At 63.8% G+C, this 12,863-nt stretch carries 8 protein-coding genes; 3 read left to right on the top strand and 5 right to left on the bottom strand.

Annotated features, from left to right (window positions below):
- A partial coding sequence (locus tag RBR29_RS06885; protein WP_320348226.1) for an ABC transporter permease occupies positions 1-1,041 on the top strand: 1,041 nt, incomplete at its 5' end.
- 11 nt (positions 1,042-1,052) lie between these two features.
- The gene (locus RBR29_RS06890; RefSeq protein WP_320348227.1) at positions 1,053-1,892 is read left to right on the top strand and encodes an ABC transporter permease; all 840 of its coding nucleotides are present in this window, start codon (positions 1,053-1,055) and stop codon (positions 1,890-1,892) included.
- Positions 1,893-1,912: 20 nt separating this feature from the next.
- Here RBR29_RS06890 and RBR29_RS06895 read toward each other — a convergent pair whose 3' ends face one another.
- From RBR29_RS06895 to RBR29_RS06915, 5 genes are all read right to left on the bottom strand, one after another.
- Positions 1,913-3,253, bottom strand: a complete 1,341-nt coding sequence (locus RBR29_RS06895) for a tryptophan--tRNA ligase (RefSeq protein WP_320348228.1) — start codon at positions 3,251-3,253, stop codon at positions 1,913-1,915.
- A gap of 33 nt (positions 3,254-3,286) precedes the next feature.
- Positions 3,287-4,378: a cell division protein ZapE gene (gene zapE, locus RBR29_RS06900; RefSeq protein ID WP_320348229.1), complete on the bottom strand. Its 1,092-nt coding sequence runs from the start codon at positions 4,376-4,378 to the stop codon at positions 3,287-3,289.
- A 10-nt stretch (positions 4,379-4,388) separates the two neighbouring features.
- The gene (gene lpdA, locus RBR29_RS06905; protein ID WP_320348230.1) at positions 4,389-5,816 is read right to left on the bottom strand and encodes a dihydrolipoyl dehydrogenase; all 1,428 of its coding nucleotides are present in this window, start codon (positions 5,814-5,816) and stop codon (positions 4,389-4,391) included.
- Between the two features lie 94 nt (positions 5,817-5,910).
- On the bottom strand, positions 5,911-7,119 hold the full coding sequence (odhB, locus tag RBR29_RS06910; protein ID WP_320348231.1) for a 2-oxoglutarate dehydrogenase complex dihydrolipoyllysine-residue succinyltransferase: 1,209 nt from the start codon (positions 7,117-7,119) through the stop codon (positions 5,911-5,913).
- Positions 7,120-7,165: 46 nt separating this feature from the next.
- Positions 7,166-10,045 carry a 2-oxoglutarate dehydrogenase E1 component gene (locus RBR29_RS06915; RefSeq protein ID WP_320348232.1) on the bottom strand — a complete coding sequence of 960 codons (2,880 nt, stop codon included), beginning with the start codon at positions 10,043-10,045 and terminating at the stop codon, positions 7,166-7,168.
- Positions 10,046-10,328: 283 nt separating this feature from the next.
- Between RBR29_RS06915 and RBR29_RS06920 the strand changes: the two genes are divergently transcribed.
- The gene (locus RBR29_RS06920) at positions 10,329-12,623 is read left to right on the top strand and encodes an NADP-dependent malic enzyme (protein WP_320348233.1); all 2,295 of its coding nucleotides are present in this window, start codon (positions 10,329-10,331) and stop codon (positions 12,621-12,623) included.
- Positions 12,624-12,863 lie beyond the last annotated feature (240 nt).

Genomic DNA, 12,863 nt, shown 5'->3' on the forward strand with positions numbered 1-12,863 from the left:
TTGCAGGCGCTGGCCGGCTGGGATGGCCGCGACACGCCACCCGATGCCGCCTTCCAGGCGCTGGCCGATGACCTGGCAAACGCCAAGAACACCCCGGCATCCGGCGAACTCGCCCGCCGGCTCAATTACGAAATCCCCGGCTATCGCTCGCTGATCTTCAAGACCCTGCGGCGCATGCCGATCGAAGCGGCGGACGCCACCGAGGCCCGCGCGCAGCTGACCCGCCTGGACAAGCGCTGGGCCGACCCCGCCTATTGGGCCGTCATCGCCAGCAATGACCGGACCTGGACCCCGTACTACCTGCTGGCCTCGCTGGACCTGAAGCTCGATACCAACGGCAGTATCGTGGCCGTGCCCCCCAATACCTCGGCCTTCCAGGAAATCTTTTCCCGCACCTTCGTCATCAGCCTGGTGGTCACCCTGATCACGCTCGCGCTGGGCTACCCCCTGGCGTACTGGATCACACGCCTGAACAAGCGGCAGGCCAACCTTGCGCTGATCTGCATCCTGATCCCCTTCTGGACCTCGGTGCTGGTGCGCATCGCCGCCTGGGTGGTGCTGCTGCAGCGCGAAGGCCTGATCAACAGCGCCCTGGGCGGCCTGGGCCTGATTGCCGAACCCCTGCCCCTGCTGTTCAACCGCCTGGGCGTGTACATCGCCATGGTGCATATCCTGCTGCCTTTCATGGTGCTGCCCCTGTACAGCGTGATGCGGTCCGTGCCGCCCAGCTACCAGCGTGCCGCGATTTCCCTGGGCAGCCACCCCTTTGCCGCCTTCTGGCGCGTGTACGTGCCGCAAACCTATCCCGGCATCGCGGCCGGCTCGTTGCTGGTATTCATCATCGCCATCGGCTACTACATCACCCCTGCCCTGCTGGGGGGCGCCGGCGACCAGATGATCAGCTATTACGTCGCTTACTTCACCAACCAGACCATCAACTGGGGCATGGCCAGCGCGCTGGGCCTGATCCTGCTGGCGGCCACCCTGCTGCTCTACGCCCTGTACCGCCGGATCTCCGGCAAGGAACTGGCCCTGAACTGAAAGGATCCGACATGTTCAAGACCGAATTCCCGCCCTACCTGTCCCTGACCGAGCGCACCTGGCATTACGCGCTGCGCATCCTGTGCGCACTGGTGCTGGTGTTCCTGCTGCTGCCGATCCTGGTGATCGTGCCGCTGTCATTCAACCAGAGCTCGATGCTGCTCTACCCCATCGAGTCGTTTTCCCTGCGCTGGTACGAGACCCTGTTCCAATCGGACGACTGGGCCCGGGCCACGACCAACAGTTTCATCGTCGCGCCCGCCGCCACCCTGCTGGCCACGGTGCTGGGCACCCTGGCCGCAGCCGGGCTGCACCGTGTCGAATTCCGTGGCAAGAGCCTGTTGATGGCGGTTTTGATCTCGCCGATGATCGTGCCCCTGGTGGTGACCGGCCTGGGCATCTATCTGTTTTTCGCGCCCTACGGCCTGGTCAACAGCTACGGCGGCCTGATCCTGGCCCTGGCCGCCATCGGCGCGCCCTTCGTGGTCACCACGGTATCGGCCACGTTGCAAGGTTTCGATCCCAACCTGCTGCGCGCCAGCTACAGCCTGGGCGCCGGCCCGTTCCTGACCTTCTTTCGCGTCACACTGCCCATCATCGCCCCCGGCGTCATCGCCGGTGCGCTGTTCGCCTTTGCCACCGCCTTCGACGAAATCGTGATCACCCTGTTCCTGGCCGGGCCCGAACAAGTCACCCTGCCACGCCAGATGTTCACCGGCATCCGCGAGAACATCAGCCCGGTGATCGCTGCGGTGGCGACCATCCTGATCCTGTTTTCGACGGCGCTGCTGCTGGCCCTGGAATGGCTGCGTGGCCGCGTCGAGGCCAAGACCGTGCGGCTGGACGGCTGAACGACCCGCCGCGCAGGCGATCAGACCTGCGCCAGGGCCTCGCGGACCGCATCCAGACGGTCCGCCGGGACACGCGCCCAGCACAGCCCGTCCGCTGCCAGTTCGACGTGCCCATCGGATCCCGGCACCAGATCCGAAAGATCCCGCGCGGCAAAGGATCGGCCCAGAGCATTCAGGACCTTGGGGTCGCCAAAGGGTTCGGACAGCAGCAGTTCAGTCCCATCGGCAGCAAACAGGCGCTGGCGGAAGCGGCCATCCTCGTCTCGGAAAGACACCATCCGGGCACGGCCCGCACGTGCCGCGCCAGACGTTCCGGCACTGCCCGCTGCAGCGGTTTTCGATACCATGCGCAAGCCCACGGCCTCGCGCAGACGCGCCATCATGGGGATCGCGATGCGCCGCGCCTTGGCCGCGCCATCCCGCAGGATGTCCTCGATCCGCTCGGGGTGGGCCACCAGATCCGCATAGCGATCGCGCATCGGGCCGATCTGGGCTTCGATCTGCTCGCACAGCGCCTGCTTGGCCTCGCCCCAGCCCAGGCCCCCTTCCAGGGCGGCGCGGAAATCCGCCGACTGCTCGTGCGTGGCAAAGGCCTGGTACAAGGTGAACAGATGCGAACCCTCGGCGTCCTTGGGTTCACCCGGCAGGCGCGAATCGGTGACGATGCGCGCCACGGCCGATTTCAGCGCCTTGGACCCGCCCTCGAACAGGGGAATGGTGTTGTCGTAGCTCTTGGACATCTTGCGCCCATCCAGGCCCGGCAGGGTCGCAACGGCTTCGTCGATCTGGACTTCCGGCAGCACGAACAAGTCCTCGCCCCGACCATACAGGTGATTGAATCGCTGGGCGATGTCACGCGCCATTTCCAGGTGCTGGATCTGATCGCGCCCCACCGGCACGCGATGGGCATTGAACATCAGGATATCGGCCGCCATCAGCACCGGGTAGGAAAACAGCCCCATGGTGACGCCATCGTCCGGTTCCACGCCCTTGGCGGTATTGACATCCACGGACGCCTTGTAGGCATGCGCCCGGTTCATCAGGCCCTTGGCCGTGACGCAACTCAACATCCAGCACAGTTCCGGGATTTCCGGGACATCCGACTGCCGGTAGAAGGTAGTGCGTTCCGTGTCCAGCCCTGCGGCAACCCAGGTGGCGGCAATCTCCAGCCGTGAGCGCGCAATGCGCGCGGGATCGTCGCACTTGATCAGCGCGTGATAGTCGGCCAGGAAGAAGAAGGCATCCACACCGGGTTCGGTGCTGGCCTGGATCGCCGGGCGGATGGCGCCAGCATAATTGCCCAAATGGGGAGTCCCCGACGTGGTGATGCCAGTCAGGACGCGGGTGGCAGGTGTGCTCATGGGGTTTTCCAGGCGGTTGAGACGTATCCGTCCCTACAGGACGACCGAAGCCCGGCGTGTTTCGGCCAGGTATTCGCGCGACTGCATTTCCATCAGGCGCGACACGGTGCGAGGGAATTCATTGGACATCGGGCCTTGAGTATAAAGCTCATCGGCCGGACACTGGGCCGACAGGATCAGCTTGACCTTGTGGTCGTACAGCACATCCACCAGCCAGGTAAACCGACGGGCCTCGGACGCCTGGCGCGGACTCATGCGCGGCACGTCGGACACGATCACCGTCTGGAAGCGGTCGGCCAGTTCCAGATAATCGTTCTGTGAACGCGGCGTGCCGCACAGGGCCTGGAAGCTGAACCAGACCACATTCCCGGCCAGTGCCACGGCCTGGATCTCGCGGTTTTCGATGTGCAGGACAGGGGACTGCTCGGCCGTGTCGGCCAGACGCTCGAACGCCGAACGCAGCTCATCGTGGGTCGTGGCTGCGATGGGCGTGATGTAAGTGCGCAACTGCGCCAGAGTGCGCCGCCGATAGTCCACCCCGGCATCGACATTCATCACGTCCATCTTTTCCTGGATCAGGGCGATGGCCGGCAGAATGCGGTCGCGATGCAGGCCGTCCGGGTACAGCGTGGACGGCTCGTAGTTCGAAGTCATGACAAAAGACGTGCCCCGTTCGAACAGGCGCAGCAGCAGCCGGTACAGGATCATGGCATCGGCCACGTCCGAGACGTGAAATTCGTCGAAACAGATCAGGCGGTAGCGCGCAGCGATCTTGCGCGCCACGTGGTCCAGCGGATCGACCTCGCCGCTGACGGCACGGATTTCCCGGTGAACCCCGCGCATGAATTCATGAAAATGCAGGCGCACCTTGCGCTTGACGGGCACGGTCAGGTAGAACGCGTCCATCAGAAAGCTCTTGCCGCGCCCGACACCGCCCCACAGGTAGACGCCACGCGGCACGTCCGGACGTCGAAACAGTTTTTTCAGGCTGTTCGAGCGCTGGTGCTTGAATGCGATCCAGTCGTCATAGTATCGCTGCAGGCGCTCGACCGCTGCGCGCTGGGCCTCGTCGGCGACGAAGCCCCGTTCGCGCAGGGCTTGCGCATAATACGCGCTGACATCCATCGCCAGTGGCTTACAGGTTCAGCGTGCGCTTGTCGACGGCCAGAGCGGCTTCCTTGACGGCTTCGGACAGGGTCGGATGCGCATGGCAGATGCGCGCGATGTCCTCGGCTGCGCCGCGGAATTCCATGATGGTCACGGCCTCGGCGATCAGTTCGGAGGCCATCGGCCCGACGATGTGGACCCCCAGGACCTCGTCGGTCTTGGCATCGGCCAGGATCTTGACGAACCCCGTGGTGTCGCCCAATGCGCGAGCACGGCCATTGGCCATGAAGGGGAAACTGCCTACCTTGTAGTCGCGCCCCTCGGCCTTCAGGGCCTGCTCGGTCTTGCCGACCCAGGCGACTTCGGGCGAGGTATAGATGACCCAGGGGATGGTATCGAAATTGACATGCCCATGCTGGCCAGCGATCCGTTCGGCCACCGCCACGCCTTCTTCCTCGGCCTTGTGCGCCAGCATCGGCCCACGCACCACATCGCCCACGGCCCAGACGTTGCTCAGATTGCTGCGGCAGTCCTCGTCGACCACCACGAATCCGCGCTCATCCAGTTTCAGGCCCACCACATCGGCACCCAGTCCCTGCGTGTTGGGCACACGGCCGATGGAGACGATCAAGTGGTTGACCGACAGTTTCTGCTCGGCGCCAGCCGCGTCCGTGTATTGCACATTGACGCCCTTGGCCGACGTTTTGACCTCGCCGATGCGCACCCCGGTCTGGATGTCCAGCCCCTGCTTGACGAGGGCTTTCTGGGCTTCCTTGGCCACATCGCGATCCACCGCCCCCAGAAAATCGGGCATGGCTTCCAGGATGGTGACCTCGGCGCCCAGGCGCCGCCAGACGCTGCCCATTTCCAGGCCGATGACGCCCGCGCCAATGATGCCCAGTTTCTTGGGCACGGCAGGAATCCGCAGCGCCCCATCGTTCGACAGGATCTGCGTTTCGTCAAAGGGCACGCCCGGCAGCGCGCGCGGGCTGGAACCCGTGGCGACGATCACGTGCCGGCCTTCCAGGTCCTCTTCCGTCTTGCCGGAGACCTTGACCGACCAGCCAAAGTCCGTCTTGGCGGCCAGCGACCCGGTGCCATGGAAGAAGGACACTTTGTTTTTCTTGAACAGGTACAGAATGCCTTCGTTGTTCTGCTTGACCACCGTATCCTTGCGGCCGATCAGCTTGGCCAGATCCAGGCTGACGCCCTTGGCCGTGATGCCATGGTCGGCGAAGTGGTGGTTGATCTGCTCGTAGTGCTCGGACGACTGCAGCAGCGCCTTGGACGGAATGCAGCCGACGTTGGTGCAGGTGCCGCCGGGGGCCGGCTTGCCCGCCGCATTGCTCCAGGCGTCCACGCAGGCCACGGCCAGGCCCAGCTGGGCGGCGCGGATGGCGGCGATATAGCCCCCTGGGCCAGCGCCGATCACGATCACATCGAATTGTTTTGCCATGATGAGTTCTCGAATGGGTACGTGGGCATGCACCAGGCGCATGCCCACTGGACGCTCCGTGGAAGGCGCGCCCGAAATGGCGGTACGCCCTGGATCAGACGCCCAGCAGCAGGCGTTGGGGATCTTCCAGGGCTTCCTTCATGGCCACCAGGGCCAGGACGGCTTCGCGGCCATCGATGATCCGGTGGTCGTAGGACAGCGCCAGGTAGTTGATCGGACGGATCACGATCTGGCCGTTTTCCACGACCGGACGATCCTTGGTGGCATGGATGCCGAGGATGGCCGATTGGGGCGGGTTGATGATCGGGGTCGAGAGCATCGAGCCAAACACACCACCATTGGAGATCGAAAAAGTGCCGCCAGTCAGTTCATCCAGGCCCAGTTTACCCGCCTGGGCGCGCTGGCCAAAATCAGCGATCTGCTTTTCGATTTCCGCGATGCTGAGCTGGTCGGCATTGCGCAGGATGGGCACGACCAGGCCACGCGGGCTGCCCACGGCGATACCAATGTCGAAATACCCATGGTAGATGATGTCCTTGCCATCCACCGAAGCATTGACGATCGGATAACGCTTGAGCGCAGCCACGGCCGCCTTGACGAAGAAGGACATGAAGCCAAGCTTGACGCCATGTTCCTTTTCGAAGGATTCCTTGTATTTCTTGCGCAGATCGATCACCGCCTGCATGTTGACCTCGTTGAAGGTCGTCAGGATGGCATTTTCCGTCTGGGACTGGATCAGACGTTCCGCCACGCGGGCACGCAGGCGGCTCATGGGCACGCGCTGTTCGGGGCGGCCGTCCAGGCCCACCGGCACCGGAGCGACCGGGGCAGCAGGCGCAGCCGACGCCGGCGCGGCATTCAGCGCATCGCCCTTGGTGACGCGGCCGGCACGGCCCGTGCCCTCGACCGAGGCCGGGTCGATGCCTTTTTCGGACAGGATCTTGCCTGCGGCGGGCGAAGCCACGGCAGACTTGGTGGCCACCGGCGCAGGCGCAGCAACGGCGGCCTGTGCAGGCGCTGGCGCTGGTGCGGCAGCGGCCGCAGCCGGGGCGGCCGCCTTGGCATCGGTGTCGATGCGGGCCAGGACTTCGCCCGAAGTGACGGTACTGCCGTCGCCCTTGACGATTTCAGAAAGCACGCCCGCGACCGGGGCCGGGACTTCCAGCACCACCTTGTCGGTTTCGACCTCGATCAGGATTTCGTCGGCCTGCACGGCTTCGCCGGGTTGCTTTTTCCAGTTGAGCAGCGTGGCTTCCGACACTGATTCTGAAAGCTGCGGAACGAGGACTTCGGTAATGGCCATGATGTTTTTTCCGTATTGTCTATGTCTATATTTGAGGGAGGTCGGATTATTTGATCAGAGAGAAGCTTTTCAGCTTGGGTGCGAAAGCCTGCTCGATCAGGGCACGCTGCTGTTCCTGGTGCTTGGCCAGGTAGCCGACGGCAGGCGAGGCCGAGGCCGGGCGGCCGGCGTAGCCCAGCTTTTGACCGTCGCTCATATTTTCGTACAGATGATGCTGCACGTAGAACCAGGGCCCCTGGTTCTGTGGTTCGTCCTGGACCCAGACCAGTTCCTTGGCGTTGGTGTATTTCTGCAGTTCGGCCTGGAAGGACTTGTGCGCAAACGGATAGAGCTGTTCGATGCGCAGGACGGCGACGTCCTTGCGGTCCTGTTCCTGCCGGGCATTCACCAGGTCGTAGTAGACCTTGCCGGAGCAGATCAACACCCGCTTGACGGCTTCGGGAGCGATGTCTGCATGGGTTTCGCCGATCACCGGCAGGAAAGAACCCGTCGCCAGATCTTCCAGAGGCGAAGTAGCGTTCTTGTTGCGCAGCAGCGACTTGGGCGTGAAGATGATCAGCGGCTTGCGGAAAGGCCGGATCATCTGGCGGCGCAGGACGTGAAAGATCTGCGCGCCATTGGTCGGCTGCACGACCTGCATGTTGTTGTCGGCGCACAGCTGCAGGAAGCGTTCGATGCGGCCCGAGGAGTGTTCCGGCCCCTGGCCTTCGTAGCCATGCGGCAGCATCAGCACCAGGCCGCATTGGCGGCCCCACTTGGCCTCGCCCGACGAAATGAACTGGTCGATCACGACCTGGGCGCCATTGGCGAAATCGCCGAACTGCGCTTCCCAGATGGTCAGCACGTTGGGTTCGGCCGTGGCATAGCCATATTCGAAACCCAGCACGGCGGCTTCGGACAGCACGGAGTCGATCACGGTAAACGGCGCCTGACCCTCGGACACGTTCTGCAGCGGCACATAGGTCCCATCGTCCCAGCGCTCGCGTTTCTGGTCGTGCAGCACGGCATGGCGGTGGGTAAAGGTGCCGCGCCCGGAATCCTGGCCGGTGATGCGGATCGCATAGCCATTGGCCACCAGGGTCGCAAAGGCCAGGTGTTCGCCCATGCCCCAATCCACGGGATGCTCGCCGCGCGCCATGGCCAGGCGGTCACCCAGCAGTTTCTTGACCAGCGGGTGCACGGTAAAGCCATCGGGGATCTGGGTCAGCCGTTCGCCGATCCGGGTCAGTTCTGCCAGAGGCACCCCGGTATCCGCATGATCGGTCCACTTGGCACCCAGGAACGGCGACCAGTCGGTGGCGTACTTGTTCTTGTAGTCGGTCAGGACGGGCTCGACCGTGCGTTGGCCGTCTTCCATCAGCTGACGGTAGTCCTTGACCATCTGGTCGGGTTCGTCCTGGGCCAGCACCCCCTGGGCCACCAGGCGATCGCCATAGAGCTTGCGCGTACCAGGGTGCGTGCCGATGCTCTTGTACATCAGCGGCTGGGTCAGGGACGGCGTGTCCTGTTCGTTGTGGCCCAGCTTGCGGAAGCAGACGATGTCCACGACCACGTCGTGCTTGAACTGCTGGCGGTAATCCAGGGCCAGGCGGGTGACGAAGACCACGGCCTCGGGGTCGTCGCCGTTGACGTGAAAGACCGGGGCCTCGATCATCTTGACCACGTCCGTGCAATACAGCGTGGAACGTGTGTCGCGCGGATCGGACGTCGTGAAGCCGATCTGGTTGTTGATGACGATGTGCAGGGTGCCGCCCGTGCCGTAGCCGCGCGTCTGGGCCAGGTTCAGGGTTTCCATCACCACGCCCTGGCCGGCAAAGGCCGCGTCGCCATGCACCAGCACCGGCAGGACCTGATCGCCGGCTTCGTCGTCGCGGCGATCCTGGCGGGCGCGCACGCTGCCTTCGACCACGGGGTTGACGATTTCCAGGTGCGAGGGGTTGAACGCCAGCGACAGGTGGACCGGCCCGCCGCGCGTGGCCAGATCGCTGGAAAAGCCGTTGTGGTATTTGACGTCGCCGTCGCTGAGCCCCTGGGCGTGCTTGCCCTCGAATTCGGCAAACAGATCGCCGGGCATTTTGCCCATGATATTGACCAGCATGTTCAGGCGGCCGCGGTGGGCCATGCCGACGACGATTTCCTGGACGCCGTTTTCACCGGCATGGTTCACGACCTCGTCCATGGCGGCGATGAAGCTTTCACCGCCTTCCAGGGAAAAGCGCTTCTGGCCTACGTATTTGGTGTGCAGGAATCGCTCCAGCCCCTCGGCCTCGGTCACCTGGCGCAGAATGTTGCGCTTTTCGTCCACGGTGAAATCGGGAATGCCCAGCGTGGATTCCAGGCGTTCCTGGATCCAGCGTTTGACCGCCGGATCCGAAATGTGCATGAATTCGGCGCCGATGTGATGGCAGTACGTATCGCGCAGGGCCTTGAGGATGTCCCGCATGGTCATCGTATCGGCCTTGGTGAAATACGTGTTCGTGGCCGAATAGATCTGATCGAGATCCGCCTCGGTCAAACCATAGAAGGCCGGATCCAGTTCCGGGATTTCCGGACGATCGCGGCGCTTCAGGGGATCGAGCTGAGCGATGCGGGAACCCAGCGAACGGTAGGCGGCGATGATGGACTGGACGTAGACCTGCTTGCTGGCGATGGCCAGGGACTGGTCGGAGGCTTGTGCGGGACGAACCTGGAAGGCGTTCTCGCGGGCGCGCTGGGCAAAGGATGCGATGATCGGCGCGTGGGCCTGGTCGCGGGTGGCTTCACGACCGTCTGCCGCGGGCTGGTGCTGCAACTGGTCGAAGTAGGCGCGCCACTGGTCCGGAATGGAACCCGGGTTGTCTAGATAGGCTTCGTAGAGATCTTCTACATAGGGCGCATTGGCCCCGAACAAATAGGAGTTGGACTGGAGTTCTGATTCCGTGGACATTGTGCGCTTCACCTGACGGGTGCTTCACCCGAACGATGCAGATTGAGAAACCTTCCGCGACTCGGCCAGACCGATGGGCGGATAGCAGGGGGCAGAAGGCAGCGGTACGACGCCTTGCATATGCCGTATTAAGGACAAAGTATACCTGCCCAACGGCATGGGTTTAAACTGATCGGCCCAAAACGCCCATTTCAGGCCACTTTTCGCCTGACTGGCGTTGGGATTAACAAACACTTCAGCCGCAAACCCGAACGATACAAAACCCGCAGGAGCACAGGCAGCCATGGACCTGAAAGACGACCGCGCTAAAATGGCGCTCGATTACCACGCGTTTCCCACCCCCGGGAAGATTTCCGTGGTTCCGACCAAGCCCCTGGCCAATCAGGACGATCTGACCCTGGCGTATTCCCCGGGGGTGGCAACCGCCAGCATGTCCATCCACGCCGAAGGCGAATCCGCTGCGGCCAAATACACCTCGCGCGCCAATCTGGTGGGGGTGGTCACCAACGGCACGGCCGTGCTCGGGCTGGGCAACATCGGCCCCCTGGCCGCCAAACCCGTCATGGAAGGCAAGGGCTGCCTGTTCAAGAAATTCGCCGGCATCGACGTCTTTGACATCGAGCTCAACGAACACGACCCGGACAAACTGGTCGACATCATTGCCGCGCTGGAGCCGACGCTGGGCGGAATCAACCTGGAAGACATCAAGGCGCCGGAATGCTTCTACATCGAAAAGAAGCTGCGCGAACGCATGAAAATCCCTGTCTTCCACGACGACCAGCATGGTACCGCCATCATCTCCTCGGCCGCCGTCCTGAACGGCCTGAAGGTCGTCGGCAAGGACATCGGCCAGGTCAAGCTGGTGTGCTCGGGCGCAGGCGCCGCCGCCATCGCCTGCCTGGACCTGATGGTCAAACTCGGCGTCTCGCGGCAGAACATCTACGTGGTCGATTCGCGCGGCGTGATCTGGGAAGGCCGCGATGAACAGATGGAACCCAACAAGGCCCGCTACGCCCAGAAGACCGACGCCCGCACCCTGGCCGATGTCTGCCAGGGCGCCGACGTGTTCCTGGGCTGCTCGGCCCCTGGCGTGCTGACCCAGGCCATGGTGCGCACCATGGCCGACCGCCCGCTGATCCTGGCCCTGGCCAACCCCGACCCCGAAATCCGCCCCGAAGACGCCAAGGCCGCCCGACCCGACTGCATCGTGGCCACCGGCCGTTCGGACTATCCGAACCAGGTCAACAATGTGCTGTGCTTCCCCTTCATTTTCCGGGGCGCGATGGACTGCGGCGCCACGGTCATCAATGAAGAGATGAAGCTGGCCTGCGTCAAGGCCATCGCCGAACTGGCCCAGGCCGAAAGCGACGCCGAGGTCGCGGGCGCCTACGCCGACCAGGACCTGTCCTTCGGGCCGGAATACATCATTCCCAAGCCTTTCGATCCACGACTGATCATCAAGATCGCCCCGGCCATCGCCCAGGCCGCAGCGGATTCCGGCGTGGCTCGCCGCCCGATCGAGGACATGGACGCCTACCGTCAGTCCCTGCTCAGCATCGTCTACCACTCCGGCCAATTGATGCGCCCGCTGTTCCACCAGGCCAAGTCCGCGCCCAAGCGCGTGATCTACGCCGACGGCGAAGACGAACGCGTGCTGCGTGCCGCGCAGACGGCGCTGGACGAAAATATCGCCTTCCCGATCCTGGTCGGCCGGCCGTCGGTCATCAATATGCGCATCCAGAAATTCGGCCTGCGCCTGCAACCGGGGACAAACGTCGAGATCGTCGACCCCGAAGACGATGCGCGCTTCAATGAAACCTGGAGCGCCTACTACAAGCAGCGCGGCCGCCACGGCGTCACGCCCGACATCGCCAAGGCCATGGTGCGCAAGCACAATTCTCTGATCGGGGTGATGCTGCTGCAACGCGGCGATGCCGACGCAATGATCTGCGGGGTGGCCAGCCGATTCGACAACCAGTTGCGCTACATCGAGGAAATCATCGGCCTCAAGCCCACGGCCCGCACCTACGCCGCCATGAACGTGCTGATGCTGCCGACCCAGACCCTGTTCATCTGCGACACGCACGTCAACGAAGACCCGACCGCCGAACAGATCGCCGACATGACGATCCTGGCCGCCGAGGAAGTTCGCCGTTTCGGCATCGTGCCCAAGATCGCCCTGCTTTCGCATTCCAATTTCGGCAGCCGCCCCACGGCATCCTCGCGCAAGATGGCCGAAGCCCGGCGCCTGATCGTGCAGCGCGCGCCCGAATTGGACATCGATGGCGAAATGCACGCGGACTCGGCCCTGTCGGAAGCCATCCGCGTCAAGGCCTACCCCGACACGACACTGAAAGGGCCGGCCAATCTGCTGATCATGCCCAACCTGGATGCCGGCAACATCACCTACAACATGCTGAAGATGACCGGCAGCCACGGCGTGGCCATGGGCCCGGTGCTGCTGGGCGCTGCACGCCCGGTCCACATCCTGACCACCAGTTCCACGGTGCGCCGCATCGTCAACATGACGGCCCTGGCCGTGGTGGACGCCCAGCAGGAAGCCGGCGAGACGACCTGAAGCCAGCCTGCCCGGCCCTGCAGACAGGGTCCGGGCAGCGGCACATTCCGCCTGGCCGAACCCAGCCGCCCAGCGCGGCTGGCCACCCGGAACGACTGTTCAGCACGGCTGATCAGGATCGGATGCCTGCAAATAGGCCTCCTCGATGCAGGCGACCAGCCCGTGGCGGCGGATCCGCGCCCGTGTATCCCGCGCCAGCGCATGCGCCTGCGGCGGACAATAATCAATGGCGATCACCGG

It is taken from the genome of Castellaniella sp., assembly GCF_034007085.1.
Classification (GTDB): Bacteria; Pseudomonadota; Gammaproteobacteria; order Burkholderiales; family Burkholderiaceae_B; genus Castellaniella.